The organism is Pontibacter russatus, assembly GCF_009931655.1.
GTDB lineage: Bacteria > Bacteroidota > Bacteroidia > Cytophagales > Hymenobacteraceae > Pontibacter > Pontibacter russatus.
Window position 1 is genome coordinate 2,570,314 of record NZ_CP047984.1, and the last position, 16,782, is coordinate 2,587,095.

Sequence of the window (16,782 nt, forward strand, 5' to 3'; positions counted from 1 at the left end):
ACCAATGCCGTCCAATCCGGAACGAAGCCACTTAGATATAGAAGTCCCGCCTATATCTAAATGGGATATATAAACTGCCTGCCCGTATATCCCTTCGCCCCATGTTATGGACACTCCACCGCCTGCTCCGGCCTCCTTCACCTATATATACGAAAAAAATCGTACATAAATTTCTTTTTACGAAAAGATTCGTATATACTTGTAACGCATCTTCTGCTGCACCTTAACCTTCTATAAACTATATGGCATTGGAAAAGACACTTAAACCCACCGAGTCGGAGCTGGAGATACTGCAGGTACTCTGGCAGCACGGCCCAAGCACCGTGCGCCTTGTACACGACGAGCTGAGCAAAACCAAGGAGGTTGGCTACACCACCACCCTGAAGCTGATGCAGATCATGACCGAGAAGGAAATGCTGGAGGCCGATAAAACCAGCCGCTCCCATATATACCGCCCGCTGCTGGAGGAGGAGCGCACGCAGCGCCAGTTGCTGGACCGTTTTCTGGATGCCGCCTTCCGCGGGTCGGCCAGCAAGCTGGTGATGCAGGCGCTTGGCAACAGCAACGCCTCGAAGGCGGAACTTGACGAAATCAGAGACTTACTTGACAAACTGGAAGGAGGCAAGAAATGAACCCGATCCCTAACATCATCCCCGAGACCCTGACACATGCCCTTGGTTGGGCACTGCTGCACTCGCTGTGGCAGGGCGCTTTCGTGGCCCTGCTGCTGGGCCTGCTGCTGGTGCTGCTGCACCGCCACAGCGCCGCTACCCGCTATGCCGTGGCCGGAAGCGCCCTGCTGGCGCAACTGCTGCTGGCGGCGGGCACTTTTCTGTATTACTACAGCCAGCCGGATCCGGGTGCGCCGCTTGCTCCCGCACAGGCCAGGGCCGTAGCCGCCACAGAATTACAGGCGGCGGCACCAGCCTCTTTCTGGGCCGCGCCTTTTGAGGTGGGCGCCGCCTATTTCGAACAGCACATGCCCCTGCTTGTCACGCTGTGGATGCTGGGCATGCTGGTGATGGCCCTTCGCTTTTTGGGCGGGCTGGCCTACACCAGGCGCCTGCGCCACCTCAGCACCTCGCCGCTGGGGGCGTACTGGCAGCAAAAAGCGGAGACACTCGCACAGGCCATGGGCATGCGGCAGGCCATCCAGTTGATGGAGTCGGCGGTAGTGCAGGTGCCCATGGCCATCGGGTTTGCCAAGCCTGTGATCCTGCTGCCGGTGGGTGCCGTAACCGGCCTGACGCAGGCGCAGGTGGAGGCTGTGCTGGCGCATGAGCTGGCGCACATCCTCCGCAAAGACTACCTGGTGAACCTGCTGCAGTCGGTGGTGGACATGCTGTTCTTCTATCATCCGGCGGTTTGGTGGGTATCGGGGGTGGTGCGGGCGGAGCGCGAGAACTGCTGCGATGATATGGCCGTGGCCGTATGCGGCGACACCCTTATATATGCCCGCGCCCTCGCCGGTATCGAGGCCATGCGCCTGCCTGTCGCCCCGGCCACGGCGGTTGCCTTCTCAGGAAACAGAGGCTCCCTCCTCAACCGCATCAAACGGCTGGTGGGGCAGCCTTCGCTGAAGCCCACGTTTACCGAGGGTTTTGCCGCAGCCCTGGTGCTGGTGGTGGGCCTGCTGGTGCTCTCGTTCGGTGCCGTGGCGGGCCTACAGCCGCAGGAAGAGGAGGATGCCGTGAAACTGGCGCACCGCATTGCCTCCGTAACACCCCCTGCGGCAGTTGAAGGCGTAGCCGAGGGTGGCGAAGCGTTTTCATATGCCGTGCAGGACTCTACCGGAAACACTCGCGACATTGTGATCATCAAAAACAAGAAAGGCAGGGTGAAGGAGCTGTACGTAGATGGCAAGCGCATCCCGAACAGGCATATTGACGAATATGAGTCTCTGATAAACCAGCGCCTGCAGGCCGTGAACGATGCCCCACGGGCAACACGCCAGGAAGTAGCGACGGAACTGCGGGCGGCGCGCGCTGCAGCAAGGGAAGCCCGCAGCAGTAACCTGGAAGCCAGCGCCTCCCGGTTTGACTTCCCTGACCACCAGTTCGATTTCTCTGACTTCCAGTTCAACTTCTCCGGCTTCGACACCCTGGTACCGCCGCCTCCACCACCATTGCCGCCTATGCCACCATTGCCGCCTATGCCGCCGGCTCCGGCCATCGTTCCTCCTGTGCCGCCCGTGCCGCCCCTGGAGGGCGACAAGAAGGCTCAGAAGGCTTACCAGCGGGAGCTGAAGGCATATGAGGCTGCAATCAAGGTGTTTGAGACAGAGATGGAGAAGTGGGGCGAAGATTATGAAAAGGCGGCAGCGCAGTATGAGAAAGATCTGCACGAAAGTGGGGCGTTGAAGGCTTATGAGAAGGAAGTGAAGAAGTATGAGGAGGAGCTGCGCAAAAGCGGGGCATTGAACACAGACCAATACCAGAAGCAGGCAAACCAGCACCGGGAACAGGCGCAGCGCCACGCACAGCAAAGCCGCGAACTGGCCCGCCAGCAGCAGGAACTGGCGCTGGAGCACCGTAAAATGGCGCAAAAGCACGAAGAGCAGTTCCGGAAAATAAAGGACGAATTGGTAAAAGACGGCATCCTTAAAAAAGACGAGGAGAGCCTGAGCATCCGGATTGACAACGGCGACCTGTACGTGAACGACAGGAAGCAGCCGAAGAAGGTATATGAGAAGTACAGGAAGCTGCTGAATATGGGAGAAGACGCTCCCTCCAATTTCAGGTATCAGCGCAAGAGCGACTGATTTACCGCGAACCAGCAGCCATTGTGCCCGCCAGCTTTTCTTGTTGGCGGGCATTTTTTAATTTTGGCCCTGCTTAACCCTGCAACCGGCAACGGAGAGCCCCCCTTCAGGATACTGCACCGGTGCCATATGCCTGAAAGCAGCGGGTATCGGGCTCAGAAAAACCATGCCTCCGAGGGCACCGCCTGAACGGGAGCCCCGGAATAGCACGGACTTCCGCCCGAACAAAAAACTATATATCCCGGCAAGGGTTGTTTCGCGTACGTATAAACCGCCGGACTTTTTTCGTTAAGATGTTTTATATGTTTTACCATCTTCTGACCTATAGCTTCCTCCATGGATAAATTTTACACGCCAGCCGCTGCGGTACTTCGCGGCAAGCCCCTGCTGTTGCTTTTCACGTTCCTCTTTCTTGCCTTCCATACCCGCGCCGCCGAGAACCCGCACATGGTTCCGCTGACGCTGGCCGAGCGCGTGCAGGCCGCAGGCATGGTGGTGGAGGGAGAGGTGGTGTCGCAGCAGGCGTTCTGGGACGCCCGCCACGAGAACATCTATACCTCTAACATCATCCGGGTATATAAATCCTTTAAAGGAGGCACAGAAAGCCAGCTGGTGGAACTGATAACGGAGGGCGGCAGCATCGGCCTGAAAAAGCACGTGTTCTCCAGCGCCCTGCAGCTGAAGCCGGGGCAGCAGGGCATCTTCTTCCTGGCGCCGCAGCAGGCGCTGCAGCGCACGCCGGGCAGCCAGCACCCCAGCACCAAAGCCTACGGCAGCCAGCAGGGCTTCGTGCAGTACCGCATCCCCGAGAACAAAGCCACCGGCGTTTTCGAGACTTATGAGAGCGTGCAGGCGCTGTACCAGCGCCTGACAGAGCAAACGGGCCAGCGCTACCGCACCCTCACCCCGAACACGCGCCTGGAGGCAGGGCTCTCCGCAGCGAAACAGCAGCAGGCGCAGGCCGGGGCACAGGCCCCGTCTATCTCCAGTTTCTCCCCCATCACCACCAACGCCGGCACAGGCGTGGTGCTCACCATCAACGGCTCCGGCTTCGGCAGCACACGCGGCAAGGGTGCCGTAGAATTTAAGAACGCCGACGACGGCGGCCAGACCTGGGTGCGCCCCCTGGCCCCGGAATACATCTCCTGGTCCGACAAGCAGATAAAACTGTACATACCGTCTGTCTCGGAGGAGGGCGGCACGCCAGGCTCAGGGCTTATCCAGGTGGTGACAGACGCAGAGAGCAGCACGCTCAGTTCCGTTCCCATCATCATCGAGTTTGCCTACTCCAACGTTTCATTCGAGGAAAAACCCTTCCGGCCCATCCTCACGAACATAGACGGACTGGGCGGCTACACCATCCGGTTTGCACCCAGCATGCAGAACAGGCTGCCCGCGCAGGAGGGCTTTCGCCGGGCCATGAACACCTGGATATGCGTGTCGGGGGTAAACTGGCGACTGGGCGAGCCCACCGACAAGGAAGCCATTGCCGAAGACGGGATCAGCGTCATCGGGTTTGCACCTGCCTCCACTGTCGGGCAGGGGGTGCTGGCCCGCACCGTCAGCCGCTACGAGGGCTGCAGCAGCGGGCAGGACACGCTGTTCTGGGTAACGGAGTTCGATATGGAGATTAACAGCAACATCACCTGGCAATATGGCCCCGCGCCGCCCATTCAGCGCCAGTTCGACTTCGAGACGGTGATGCTGCACGAACTGGGCCATGCCCAGCAGCTGAGCCACGTTATCCTGTCGCGGGCGGTGATGCACTATGCCATTGAGTTTGAGGTGCTGGTGCGCGACCTCAGCACTGCCGACATTGCCGGGGGCAACCTGGTGGTGGCCAACAGCACCGGCCCCAACATGTGTGCTAAGCCGCCGATGGTGCTCAATGACGAGGGGCGGTGCAACCTCGCTCCGGAGATATATTCGCTTCAGGCGGACTTCACCAGCCCGGAGGCCGTCACTGTGGCCTGGAGCTCGATAAACGAGCGGGTGGTTGCCAGCTATATGGTGGAGCGGAGCGCCGCTGGCACCGACTGGGAAGATGTGGGCAGCGTAGCCGCAAAAGGCCCCAAGGAGGGCCTGCTGGATTATGTGTTTGTGGACAACAACCCTGTTACGGATATCGGTTACTACCACCTGCGCGTGGTGTACAACGACGGCTCATTCAGCTACTCGCCACCGGTGCGCGTCATTAACCCGGCCTCGCTCCGCCAACTGCAGGTATACCCGAACCCGATAAACGAAGAAACGCAAACCGTAACGCTGCTATACCTCGTGGAAGGCACCGCCACCATGGAGGCGCGGCTCTACGACACGGCGGGCAGGCTGGTATGGGCATCCGACCTCACCTTCGGGGACGCCAACCTGCCCGTCGAGGTGGAGGTGGGCGACCTGGCGGCTGGTCTGTATATCCTGAAGTGGCAGGAAGAGGACAGAAGCGGGAGCGTGAAGATACTGAAACGCTGACTACCATCCAGAAAAGGCAGCGCCCGACAGGCCCTGCCTTTTCTTTTGGCGGATTTTATAAGCCAGCCTTTTATATATAAAAATGCCTGATTCCGATGCCTGAAAGCCCCCCTTTACTAAAGTGAAGGCACTCCCAAAAACAGACGGCCAGCCTTTCCATTCCCCGGCATTCGCCGTACCTTTGCAACCGTTCAATGTTGAAATTTCTGAAAGGATATAGAGCTATGATCAGACGACCGAGACGCAACCGCCAGACAGAGGCCATTCGCAATATGGTGCAGGAAACCACCCTCACCACCCACGATTTTATATACCCGCTTTTCCTGATTGGCGGCCAGAACCAGCGCATGGAAGTGAAGTCGATGCCCGGCATCAACCGCTTCTCCATCGACACGGTGCTGGACGAGGTGGCCGCCTGTGTGGAACTGGGCGTGAAAGCCTTCGCCCCATTCCCGAGTATCCCCGAGGAGCAGAAGGACAAGTACGCCACCGAAAGCCATAACCCCGACGGCCTCTTCCCGAGTGCCATCCGCGCGATAAAGAAGAACTTCCCAGAGGTGGCCCTCATCACCGACGTAGCCATGGACCCCTACAACTCCGACGGCCACGACGGCATTGTGGAGAACGGCGAGATCCTGAACGACGAGACCCTGGAGGTGCTGGGGAAGATGGCGCTGGTGCAGGCGCAGGCCGGTGCCGACATTGTGGCCCCGTCGGATATGATGGACGGCCGCATCGGGCACATCCGCCAGGTGCTGGACGAGAACGGCTTCCAGAAGGTGGCGATCATGGCCTATACCGCCAAATACGCCAGCGCCTTCTACGGCCCCTTCCGCGACGCGCTGGGCTCGGCCCCGAAGGCAGGCGACAAAAAGACTTACCAGATGAACTACGCCAACAGCCGCGAGGCGCTGATAGAGGCCGAGCTGGACACCGCCGAGGGCGCCGACTACCTGATGGTGAAACCTGCGCTGTCCTACCTCGACGTGATTAGGCTGCTGCGCGACAACTCCCACCTGCCCATTGCCGCCTACAACATCAGCGGCGAGTACGCCATGGTGAAGGCCGCCGCCCAGAACGGCTGGATAGACGGCGAAAAGGCGATGGTCGAAATCCTGACCAGCATCAAACGCGCCGGCGCCGACATCATCCTGTCTTACTTCGCCAAAGAGTACGCCCAATTCCTGAAGAAGTAGCCTCGGTTATATATAAACTGCCCTCTCAAAGCACATCAGCCCTTCGCCGGTGTGCTTATGTTTTTGGCTCTTTCTTGAGTTCACAGGCAGCCATATATCCATTTATATATAGTATATTCGGTAGCCCGGCTGCGATTAGCTGCGGAAATCGACAATAAACCGTATGTTTATATAGGCTGTCTATCAATCAGTGGGCAGAGTATAGAGGCACCGCAGGCAGACAAACAGATAAAATGCATATGTCAATAACAACAGAAACGGAACTGATCGGGATGAGAAAGGCAAGCGAAGCCGTTGCCTGCACTTTGAAGGAAATGCGAGACTACGCTCAACCCGGTATGACAACAAAACAATTGGACAACTACGGGGCAAAAGTCCTGTCGGATTTCGGAGCAAAATCTGCACCGTACCTAACCTATGGTTTTCCTGGTTTTACTTGTATAAGCGTAAACAACGAATTTTGCCACGGTATTCCGTCCGACAACAGAATACTGAAAGAAGGCGATTTGGTCAATATTGATGTTTCAGCCGAACTCAACGGCTTTTGGTCGGACAACGGAAACTCATTTGTGCTTGGCGAAGACATCCATCAACACCAGAAACTGATAGACGCTTCAAAACAGATTTTGCGTAAAGCAATCTACAATATAAAAGGTGGGGTCCGTATTTCAGACATAGGGCACCTCATAGAAACAGAAGCGAAGAAACGCGGCTACAAAGTAATCAAGAACCTGACGGGACATGGAGTAGGCAGAAGCCTTCATGAAGAGCCAAGCGAAATAGCAAATTACAAAGACCGTTTTAACCTGACCAGGTTTAAGAAAAACGCTGTTGTTGCCATTGAAACATTTATATCAACAACATCAACGTATGCCGAAACCCTAAATGATGGCTGGACAATGGTCGGAAACAAAGGTGGCTTTATGGCACAGCACGAACATACCATTGTAGTTACTGACGGGGAACCGATTGTGTTGACAGAAAAAAATGAAATATGGAATTGAAAGACAAAGAAGACAAAGACAGGAAAGCCAGGACTACTAACATTGGTTTGGTGAAGGCGGGCTGACGTGTTTTGCAAAGGCATCTATACAAGGTTTAGCATATATACCTCGACTGCCCTTCTTAAAGCCCTAACCCGTCGGCGGCAATCAAAGACTTAGTTATCGCCCGGAATCCAGTAGATTTAGTCAGGAGAATGATATATAAACAAACACCCGCATTTTCTTGGAGATAAATTTCACGACTGTAATCGACCTGTCAGGGACCTTTGCCTTTGCCATCAGTGGGATCAGGTTAGCATCAGGCAAGCAGATTGACTGGTTTGGCGCCTATATCATTGGCCTGGTAACGGCTATCGGAGGCGGAACAACCAGGGATTTGCTGCTTGACGTAACGCCGTTCTGGATGGAGGACGGCAAATACTTCCTGACAACGGGCGTGGCGCTGCTCGCCACTTTGCTGTTCAAGGACAAGCTGTTCAGGTTAGGCAACACGCTGTTCTTGTTTGATTCCATTGGCCTCGGGCTGTTTACAATCGTTGGCATCAGCAAAAGCCTTGAGGCGGGCCTGCCCTTTTGGGTTTGCATCGCCATGGGCACTATCACGGGCACAGTCGGGGGTGTCGTTCGGGATGTGCTGCTAAACGAGGTGCCGCTCCTGTTCCGGAAGGATATATATGCGCTTGCCTGTGTAGCAGGAGGAGTTGTTTATTTCATGTGCCGCCACTTCAGCCTCCCGGCAGGCCTGACGGAACTGGTTGCGGCATCTACAGTCATCTTAATCAGGATAATAGCGCTTAAATTCCATATCCATCTGCCGATACTAAGCTCCATAACGACTGATACCGGTGATAATGAAAACAAATCATAGCTACCGCCACCAGCAAGGTGTATGAGTAACAGCTTCCTGTTGTAAGCTACTATTCATCAAGAAAAAATCAATATAAATAACATACATGCACAACACCATTCTACTAAAATTGCTGCAACTAATTCCAGTGTTCAGCCTTCTGCTGGCAGTTTCTTTTGCCGTAAGTGCCCAGGAGGCAGACAGCATCTGGTATGACAAAAAGTGGAAGGAAACCACTTCACCAGAAGAGCGCTTTTACCTGAGGACAATCAGTACCGTAGCGGGAGCAAATAGCTTTGAAGTAACGGACCATTATCCGGATGGCAGCGTGCAAATGAAAGGCTACTTCTCTTCAATAAAACCTGAAGTCAGACAGGGAGAGTTTCACTACTTTTCTGAAACAGGAGTTCTGACCCTGAAAAATATCTGGGTAAATAACATTGTAGCAGAAACCTTCAGCTATGACACTACCGGTAAGCAGACGCAACATATTATTAAAAGAGAATACTTGGCTACCTTATCTCCAGAGGAAAAATTCGAGAAATACGGCATTAAAGAGATTGATAAGCACCCTGAGTTTCCTGGAGGGCAGGATTCCTTTTTAGCCTTCCTTTCTGAGAACATGGTCTATCCCTCCAAGGCTGTGCAGGAAAAGATAGAAGGAAGAGTTATTATCGCAGTTACAATCAATAAACGAGGCAAACTTGAAGAGGCAAGAATTCTTCAGTCGGCTCACCCACTTTTAGATGAAGAAGCGCTAAGAGTAGCAAAGACTTTACCTAAGAAAGGGTGGGCACCCGCCCAAGATAAAGGAGGAAACATTTCTGCTGATTTCACCTTTCCTGTTCTGTTTAAGTTATAGCGACAATCATCTTGCTGCTTCCGCAAAAGATGATTGCCCGGAACAGCCTTGTGGAGTCTGTTATGCTTTCAGTTCCACCTTCTTGCCTGTTTTCACGGCCTGGTAGATGGCGTCGATGATTTTCAGATCTTTCAGGCCCTCTTCGCCGTCCACGGGCACCACGGGCTTTTTACCTTCCAGAATAATGCCCGCCATCTCGTCCATCTGCACCGTCTGGTGCATCTGGTGCGGCTGGGTCAGTTCGCCCTTGTGCGTGCGCCCTTTGATGGGGCCGTAGCCGGTGGCAGGCTGCAACTCGGCAAATCCTTCTTTGCCGTTCAGGAAAAAGCGGTCGAGGTTGCTCATGCTGTAGGTCGAGAGGCAGGAGGCCACCGCCCCGCTCGGGAAGCCCAACTGGAACTGGATGGTCTCGTCCACGCCTTCCTTAAATTTCACCGGGTCTGTTTTAGTTTCCTGCGCCGTCACCCACACAGGCTCCTCGCCCACCATATAGCGCGCACCGTTAATGGAGTAAATCCCGATGTCCATCATCGCGCCGCCGCCCGCCAGTTGCTTGTTCAGCCGCCACTGGTTTGGGTCTCCTATCGTGAAGCCGCTCAGGCCCTGGAAAAACATAATCTTGCCCAGTTCCCCGGCCTCCCGCATCCGGATAATCTCCAGCGTTTTGGGCTCGAAGTGCAACCTGTAGCCCACCAGCAGTTTTACATTCGCTTTGTTGCAGGCGTCTATCATCTCCTGCCCCTCTTTGGCGTTAATGGCCATCGGCTTTTCACAGATAGCGTGCTTCCCGGCTTTGGCCACCCGTATCACCTGGTCGTGGTGGAGAGCGTTTGGCGTGATGACGTACACCGCGTCAATGTCGGGGTTGTCTTTGATGGCGTCGAAGTTTTCGTAGTTGTAGCAGTTCTTGGCCGGGATGTTGTACTTGCCCTGCCAGTCTTTGACCTTAGAGGGCGTGCCGCTGATAACCCCCACCAGCTTCGCTTTCTTAGAGGCCTGCATGGCCTCCGCCACCCGCGTTCCGTAACTGCCCAGCCCCATGATGGCTACCCGCAGCACCGGCCCCTGGTAAGGCTGCCGGAACAGACTCTCTGCACTTGGCAAACCGGAAAAACTCAGAAAAGGCAGCCCAATGGCCGAAAAAGTAAGCTTCTGTAAAAAGTCGCGGCGCGTATCCATAGCGGTCAGTTATATACAAATTATATATAGAGTGAGGCAAGCGTAATAACAATCTTCAATATATGCAAAGGAATCATAATATGAAATAATTAGAGCCGACGTGCTGATAAATTGCTGCAGCCTCAAGAAGGAAGCACGAAACCTTATGAAAAAAGACATAGCTTATATATGGCGCATCATTGCCGGAGCGCGAACCTGGCGGCCTCTCACACTCATAATTTCGCACAGCGCCAGCCGCCTGGGCAACAGGTAAACAGCTTTTGCTGAAGCGGATAAATTCTGGCCCAGTTTTGGAACGACTTTGCCGCTATCGCGCTTTTATAGTACCTTGACAAGAACGTAACGTTACCGCAACCTTTGTTTATGAGAAGATTGAGCCTCTGGCTTGTCGCCCTATGGCTGGCCGCTGCCGTTCCGGCGCTCGCGCAACGAGGTAAAACCCCCATCCGTGCCAATACCGAAGCGCTGCAGCGGATAGCTGTCTCTGCCGAGAAAGACTACAAGGCGGGCCGGGCCAGGGCAATTGAGCTGGCGCACAGGAAGGGCTGGGTAATAGAAAGCACCTCCAAAGACGGCACCCATATCTCACTGCAGGGGCTGGATGCCAAAGGCCTGCCCATTTACTACATCACGTACAACAACGCCCGCGCCGCCGCTACCACCAAAACAGACCAGCTGTGGGCGGGCGGCTCGCTGGGCCTTAGCCTGAGCGGCGCCAGCAGTGCGGTGGTCTCCCGGCTGGCGATATGGGACGGCGGCAAAATCAGGGCAACACACCAGGAGTTGAAGGGGCGCGTGCAGCAGGCAGACGACGCCAAAGAAAACAACGAGCATGCCACCCACGTGGCCGGCACCATGATAGCCGCCGGCGTGAACCCCGTGGCAAGAGGCATGGCACACGGCGCCAGCCTGCAAGCATATGATTTCAACGGCGATGAGGCCGAGATGGCCAAAGCTGCGGCAAGCCTGCTGGTATCGAACCACTCGTACGGGGCCATATCCGGGTGGCGCTACAACGATGAGCGGAAAGGCACTGACGAAGACCCGTACTGGGAGTGGTGGGGCGACACCGACATCAGCAAAACAGAGGATTACCGCTTCGGCTACTACGACAGGCAATCGGCCAGTTGGGACAGAATCGCCTATAATGCACCCTACTACCTGATTGTGAAGTCTGTGGGCAATAACCGGGGGGAGCAGGGGCCTGCGGTGGGCGAGCCATACTTCCAGCGCGACAGCGACGGGAAATTTACCCTGGTGAAGTCGCGCCCGGCCAACCTGAGCAGCAACGACGGCTACGATGCCATTTCCACGGCGGGAAACGCCAAAAACATTCTGGCCGTTGGGGCTGTGGCCCCACTGGCCGATGGCTACACCAGGCCGGAGGATGTGCTGGTGTCCTCGTTCAGCAGCTATGGCCCCACCGACGACGGCCGCATCAAACCGGACATTGTCGGGAACGGCGTGGCCGTGCTTTCCAGCGCCGCTGGCAGCGACCGCGACTATACCACCCTGAGCGGCACCTCCATGTCGGCACCGAACGTGTCGGGCACGCTCCTGCTGCTGCAGGAGCACTACGCTAACCTGCACGGCGGCGCTGTGATGCGCGCCGCCACCCTCAAAGCCCTCGCCATCCATACCGCCGACGAGGCAGGCACCGCCAAGGGCCCCGATTATATATATGGCTGGGGGCTTCTGGATGCCGTGAGCGCCGCCAACATGATTACCAACACCAGGGGCACCCACCTGATACAGGAGAAATCGCTGGAGCAGGGCAAGCCGCAGACGCTTACAGTGCGTGCCTCGGGGGCCGGTCCGCTGCGTGTCACCATCTCCTGGACAGACCCCGAAGGCAGCGTGGCCCAGATAGGCAGCAACGCCCTGAACAACCGCACTCCGCGCCTCGTGAATGACCTGGATGTGCGCGTTACCGGCAAAGGCACCACTTATCTGCCCTGGACGCTGGACCCCACCGCCCCTGACGTGGCCGCCAAACCCGGCGACAACGTGCGCGACAACGTGGAGCAGGTGCTGGTGGAGAACGCCGTGCCCGGCGAAACCTACACCATTACCATCAGCAACAAAGGCACCCTCACGAAAGGGCCGCAGGCATACGCGCTGCTGGTGAGCGGTGCCGGAGGCGCCACCGTGTGCGCCAGCGCCCCAGCCTCAGAGGCCGGCGCCAAAATCACCAGCTTCGCCATCGGCGGCAAAACAGTGGCCGGTGCGTCGGGCTGCACCACCTATCGCAACCTCACCAGCAACGTCTTCACCCTGGAGCCGGACCAGGCCCAGGCCATCAGCATCGTAACGGGCTCCTGCGCCGCCGATGCCGCCAAAGTAGTAAAAGTGTTTGCCGACTGGAATGGGGACGGGGAGTTTACAGACGCCGGAGAGACGGTGGCCACATCAGATGTGCTGAACGGAACGGCAACTTTTACGGGTACAATCAAGGCTCCGGCAACCGCTGTAGTGGGGGATAGGGTGCGCCTGCGCGTAGTGCTGCAGGAGACGCAGGATGCCGCCAGCGTAAGCGCCTGCGGCGGCTATGCCCGCGGCGAAACGCAGGACTACCTGCTGCAGTTCTCGCAGCCGGGCAAAGACATCGCCGTAACGTCTGTCATACCATTGGGCACTTCGCTCTGCGCCACCTCTTCGCAGTCTGTGGCGGTCAGTATCCGCAACCTGGGCGCTGTGGCGCAGAAAAACATCCCGGTCACCATCAGCGTACGCGAAAACGGCACCGAAGTCACCCAACTCACCGGCCTATATACCGCCACTTTGGAGCCGTTTGCGGAAGCCGAAATGCTACTGGAGGATAACTTTGCCACCAGGGCAGGCAGCACTTATGAACTGGTCGCACTCTCGAACCTGGCCGGTGATGCCATCAGCGCCAATAACCGGATGCAGCGCACGTTTACCGTGCAGCCGAACCTGGCGGCACCTGCAGGCATATCGGCTACCTACTGTGGCGACAACCCTATTTTAACCTTGTCACACCAGGGGGAGGGCACCATCTTCTGGTATAGCTCGCCTACCAGTATGCAGCCGTTGGCGGCAGGCAACGGCGTGCAACTGCCCGTAAGCCAGGTGAATGGCACTTTGTATGCGGCTTACAATGATTTTGAGGGCACTGCTGGCCCATCCGATAAAACGTTTGCCACCGGCGGCGGGTACAATCAGTTTTCGCCGGATGTGCTGGTGACGGCCCAGGCGCCACTCGTGCTGGAATCCGCCCGTCTATATATAGGCCATGGCGGCAGAATCACGTTTACGGCTTTTGATGCAGACGGCGTGCCGGTATCATCGCGCACGCTGCAGGTAAGGCCCACCCGCAGCCCGGCTGCCCCCGACGCCCAGCCTGACGACGCAGCAGACAAGGGCGCCATCTACTACCTCGGCCTGGAACTGCCGGAGGCGGGCAACTACCGGATAGCCATCTCTTACGAGGACGGGGCCACCATTTTCCGGAGCAACGTGGGCGTGAAGGGCTATCCCTTTGAGATTCCGAACGTGTTTGCCATCACCGGCAACACCGCCTCGACTACGCCGGAAGAATATTACTACTACTTCTACGACCTGAAGGTGCGCGGCCTGGGCTGCGAAAGCGAGCGGGTGGCAGTGCCGCTGATTGAAGGCGCCCCGCTGCCACAGCCTGTTGTCACACGCGAGGGGCAAAGGCTGGTGTCCAGCATTGCGGAGGGCAGCCACCAGTGGTTTGCAGATGGCAGGCCAATAGAGGGCGCCACAGCCCACGAGTACACCCCGACATCAAGCGGGCTCTATACCGTGATGGTGGCAAAGGACGGCTGTATATCGGAGGCCTCTGCGGCGCTGCGGTTTGATTTTGAGTCCTCGGAGCGTGCCGTGAGCGCTGATTTGCTCGCTTTCCCCAACCCCAGCAAGAACGGCATGTTCAGCCTGACACTGGAGACGCAGGGCCCGCAGGATATCGCCATTGAGGTGGTAGACCTGCTGGGCAAGCAGGTATATAGCGGCACCGCCAAACAGTTTAACGGCCAGTACAGGGCAGAGATTGACCTGACCACCCACTCATCGGGCCTATACCTCCTGCGGGTGCAGCACGGCGATAAGCTGGAAACCAGCAAGCTGCTCATCCGGCGCTAGACCATATATGACAGCAAAGAAAATGGCAGGCTATATATAGCCTGCCATTTTCTTTTAATTCTGACTTGTAAAGCGGCCAGCGCATAAGCAAGGGCGGCCACAGCACAGCGCTACAAATCCTCTTCGCGCACCAGCATCAGCACCGCCGACTGCGGCACAATGAAGTAACGCTCGCCCAGGTAGTTTATCTCGATAGCGTCTCGCTGCAGGTAGATGGCCAGGTCGCCTTCTTTGGCCTGGAGCGGTATATAGCGCACCTCTTCCTCCTCCTGCCCCAGGGGCTCTTCGTCAAAGCCATAGTCGGCCGGAATCGGATAGCCGGGGCCCACGCGCATGATGTAGCCTTCCTGCACCTTCTCGCGCTCCTGCACGCCCGGCGGCAGGTACAGGCCGCTCTTGGTCTGCTCACGGGTGGTTTTGGGCTTTATCAGCACACGATCACCTACAATGATGATCTTCTCTAGCTTGTTCTTCTCAGAAATCCTCATCGGCAAAGTCTGCATGTTATATCGGGTCAGCTGTTACTTTAAAGCGCATGTCGGCCTTAATGGTTATATCCTCTGAAACAGGCTTGGCCAGCTCGGCCTTCGTCCGGATGCTGTAGGTTTCTCCCTTGATGAATTCATCCAGCTTGGCGTTCGTCGACTTCAGGTTCAGCGTGGTGGCGTTGGCCGGCACCTCGTCCAGGTACGCAATCTTTACTTCGTCTTTGCCCTCGCTCGATATATAAATCTCTATCTTTTTCAGGAAATCGAAGTTCTCGGTGGCTGGCTCCGTAATGCTTAGCGTCAGCCTGTTCAGTGTAACATCCTTTACCAGTTCTGCGCGGGTTTTGTTGTTCTTAAAGGTCTCTTCGGAGTTGGTGGTGACCGTAACGGGCGTGAGCGGCACGAGCGCACCTATCGGAAAATGCGACTCGACTATAATGGTTTCCTCTTCTTCGATGTAAAACGTAAGCAGGTCGTCTATTTTCTCACAGGCCGCGGCCACCAGGGCAAAAAACAGTATGGCAACAAAAAATGGTTTCTTCATCACAATAAGGGCTTAACGTAATGGATTTAAATGCAATTAGTGGTAGGGAGAAGCACCTAAGCTGCTCTCCCTGCCACAAATTTACAAACGCCAACGCATTTTAGGTACAAATTCCCGGTTATTGTGCTGATTCGTCTCCGTGTTCGTTCCAACTCATCGGATAATTTTGGTCCATATAGGGCACCGCGTCCTCGGTTATATATAAGGGCTTGAACGTGTCGATCATCACGGCGTACTCCTCTGTTCCTTTTTTGCCGATACTGGCCTCTGCCGTGCCAGGGTGCGGCCCGTGCGGGATGCCGCCCGGATGCACCGTAAACGAAGCGATGTCCACGCCCTTGCGGCTCATGAAGTTGCCCTCCACGTAATACAGCACCTCGTCAGAGTCCACGTTGGAGTGGTTGTAGGGCGCCGGGATGGACAGCGGGTGGTAGTCGAAGAGGCGGGGCACGAACGAGCAAATCACGAAGTTGTGCGCCTCGAAAGTCTGGTGTACCGGCGGCGGCTGGTGAATGCGGCCCGTGATGGGCTCAAAATCATATATGGAGAAGGCGTAGGGGTAGAAATAGCCGTCCCAGCCCACGGCATCAAACGGGCTGAAATCATAATAATACTGGTGCAACTCGCCTTCCTTCTTAATCTGCACCAGCCTTTCGCCCGGCTCCGTCTCCGTAACCAGCTCCAGGGGCGGGCGGATGTCGCGCTCGCAGAACGGCGCGTGCTCCAGCAACTGCCCGAACTGGTTGCGGTAGCGGCGCGGCGTCTCCACCGGACTGAACGACTCGATGACCAGCAGCCGCACCTGCCCCGCGTCAAACCGGAATTTGTGGATGATGGTGCGCGGGATAACCAGATAGTCGCCGGGCCTGAACGGGATGCGGCCCATCTGGGTGAGCAGGTCGCCGCTGCCCTCGTGCACGAACACCACCTCGTCGGCCTGCGCGTTTTTGTAGCAGTAGGCCATCTCCCGCTCCGAGGGGTTGCAGATGCTGATGGCCACATCGCTGTTGAAGAGCATGGTCTTGCGCGCGCTGAGGTAGTCGGGGCCGGTGGTTTCCACGCTCAGGGTGCGTATATGGTGCGGCGCCAGTTTGATGCCCTCCGCCTTTTTCGGAGCAAAGGGCTTTGGCTCCCCGATGCGGCTGATCCGGGTGGGCGGGTGTATATGGTACAGCAGCGAGGAAACACCGCTGAAGCCCAGCGTGCCCACCAGCTGCTCTTTGTAGAGGCTGCCGTCCGGCTGCCGGAACTGCGTGTGCCGCTTGTGCGGGATCTCTCCTAACTTATGGTAGTACGCCATGCGG

General features: G+C 56.7%; 12 protein-coding genes. 8 read left to right on the forward strand and 4 right to left on the reverse strand.

What is annotated here, in order from left to right:
* Nucleotides 1-242 precede the first annotated feature (242 nt).
* From GSQ62_RS10330 to GSQ62_RS10360, 7 genes are all read left to right on the forward strand, one after another.
* Nucleotides 243-632: a BlaI/MecI/CopY family transcriptional regulator gene (locus GSQ62_RS10330; protein ID WP_161889426.1), complete on the forward strand. Its 390-nt coding sequence runs from the start codon at nucleotides 243-245 to the stop codon at nucleotides 630-632.
* A complete protein-coding gene (locus GSQ62_RS10335; RefSeq protein ID WP_161889427.1) occupies nucleotides 629-2,761 on the forward strand; it encodes a M56 family metallopeptidase in 2,133 nt (710 codons plus the stop codon). Before GSQ62_RS10330 ends, GSQ62_RS10335 begins: the two co-directional genes overlap by 4 nt.
* A gap of 336 nt (nucleotides 2,762-3,097) precedes the next feature.
* Nucleotides 3,098-5,230: a T9SS type A sorting domain-containing protein gene (locus GSQ62_RS10340; RefSeq protein ID WP_161889428.1), complete on the forward strand. Its 2,133-nt coding sequence runs from the start codon at nucleotides 3,098-3,100 to the stop codon at nucleotides 5,228-5,230.
* A gap of 224 nt (nucleotides 5,231-5,454) precedes the next feature.
* The gene (gene hemB, locus GSQ62_RS10345) at nucleotides 5,455-6,426 is read left to right on the forward strand and encodes a porphobilinogen synthase (protein WP_161889429.1); all 972 of its coding nucleotides are present in this window, start codon (nucleotides 5,455-5,457) and stop codon (nucleotides 6,424-6,426) included.
* A 239-nt stretch (nucleotides 6,427-6,665) separates the two neighbouring features.
* Nucleotides 6,666-7,430, forward strand: a complete 765-nt coding sequence (gene map, locus GSQ62_RS10350; protein WP_161889430.1) for a type I methionyl aminopeptidase — start codon at nucleotides 6,666-6,668, stop codon at nucleotides 7,428-7,430.
* Nucleotides 7,431-7,653: 223 nt separating this feature from the next.
* Nucleotides 7,654-8,298: a trimeric intracellular cation channel family protein gene (locus GSQ62_RS10355; protein ID WP_161889431.1), complete on the forward strand. Its 645-nt coding sequence runs from the start codon at nucleotides 7,654-7,656 to the stop codon at nucleotides 8,296-8,298.
* Nucleotides 8,299-8,383: 85 nt separating this feature from the next.
* On the forward strand, nucleotides 8,384-9,139 hold the full coding sequence (locus tag GSQ62_RS10360) for an energy transducer TonB (RefSeq protein WP_161889432.1): 756 nt from the start codon (nucleotides 8,384-8,386) through the stop codon (nucleotides 9,137-9,139).
* 60 nt (nucleotides 9,140-9,199) lie between these two features.
* Here GSQ62_RS10360 and GSQ62_RS10365 read toward each other — a convergent pair whose 3' ends face one another.
* Nucleotides 9,200-10,318 (reverse strand): Gfo/Idh/MocA family protein, encoded by a 1,119-nt coding sequence (locus tag GSQ62_RS10365; protein WP_161889433.1) that lies wholly within the window; start codon nucleotides 10,316-10,318, stop codon nucleotides 9,200-9,202.
* 363 nt (nucleotides 10,319-10,681) lie between these two features.
* Between GSQ62_RS10365 and GSQ62_RS10370 the strand changes: the two genes are divergently transcribed.
* Entirely contained in the window at nucleotides 10,682-14,446 is a 3,765-nt protein-coding gene (locus GSQ62_RS10370; RefSeq protein WP_161889434.1) for a S8 family serine peptidase, read from the forward strand.
* A gap of 110 nt (nucleotides 14,447-14,556) precedes the next feature.
* On the opposite strand, the gene GSQ62_RS10375 is transcribed toward GSQ62_RS10370, so the two are convergent.
* The 3 genes from GSQ62_RS10375 to GSQ62_RS10385 form a co-directional block, all read right to left on the reverse strand.
* Nucleotides 14,557-14,934, reverse strand: a complete 378-nt coding sequence (locus GSQ62_RS10375) for a co-chaperone GroES (protein ID WP_161891403.1) — start codon at nucleotides 14,932-14,934, stop codon at nucleotides 14,557-14,559.
* Nucleotides 14,935-14,950: 16 nt separating this feature from the next.
* Nucleotides 14,951-15,478: a hypothetical protein gene (locus GSQ62_RS10380; RefSeq protein ID WP_161889435.1), complete on the reverse strand. Its 528-nt coding sequence runs from the start codon at nucleotides 15,476-15,478 to the stop codon at nucleotides 14,951-14,953.
* A gap of 118 nt (nucleotides 15,479-15,596) precedes the next feature.
* Nucleotides 15,597-16,778, reverse strand: coding sequence for a homogentisate 1,2-dioxygenase (locus GSQ62_RS10385; RefSeq protein ID WP_161889436.1), 1,182 nt, complete (start codon nucleotides 16,776-16,778; stop codon nucleotides 15,597-15,599).
* Nucleotides 16,779-16,782: the final 4 nt, after the last annotated feature.

Bases quoted from the DNA above. Each gene is read 5' to 3' on its own strand.
- GSQ62_RS10330 (WP_161889426.1), top strand. From the start codon at position 243: ATGGCATTGGAAAAGACACTTAAACCCACCGAGTCGGAGCTGGAGATA.
- GSQ62_RS10335 (WP_161889427.1), top strand. From the start codon at position 629: ATGAACCCGATCCCTAACATCATCCCCGAGACCCTGACACATGCCCTT.
- GSQ62_RS10340 (WP_161889428.1), top strand. From the start codon at position 3,098: ATGGATAAATTTTACACGCCAGCCGCTGCGGTACTTCGCGGCAAGCCC.
- hemB (WP_161889429.1), top strand. From the start codon at position 5,455: ATGATCAGACGACCGAGACGCAACCGCCAGACAGAGGCCATTCGCAAT.
- map (WP_161889430.1), top strand. From the start codon at position 6,666: ATGTCAATAACAACAGAAACGGAACTGATCGGGATGAGAAAGGCAAGC.
- GSQ62_RS10360 (WP_161889432.1), top strand. From the start codon at position 8,384: ATGCACAACACCATTCTACTAAAATTGCTGCAACTAATTCCAGTGTTC.
- GSQ62_RS10365 (WP_161889433.1), bottom strand. From the start codon at position 10,318: ATGGATACGCGCCGCGACTTTTTACAGAAGCTTACTTTTTCGGCCATT.
- GSQ62_RS10370 (WP_161889434.1), top strand. From the start codon at position 10,682: ATGAGAAGATTGAGCCTCTGGCTTGTCGCCCTATGGCTGGCCGCTGCC.
- GSQ62_RS10375 (WP_161891403.1), bottom strand. From the start codon at position 14,934: ATGAGGATTTCTGAGAAGAACAAGCTAGAGAAGATCATCATTGTAGGT.
- GSQ62_RS10380 (WP_161889435.1), bottom strand. From the start codon at position 15,478: ATGAAGAAACCATTTTTTGTTGCCATACTGTTTTTTGCCCTGGTGGCC.
- GSQ62_RS10385 (WP_161889436.1), bottom strand. From the start codon at position 16,778: ATGGCGTACTACCATAAGTTAGGAGAGATCCCGCACAAGCGGCACACG.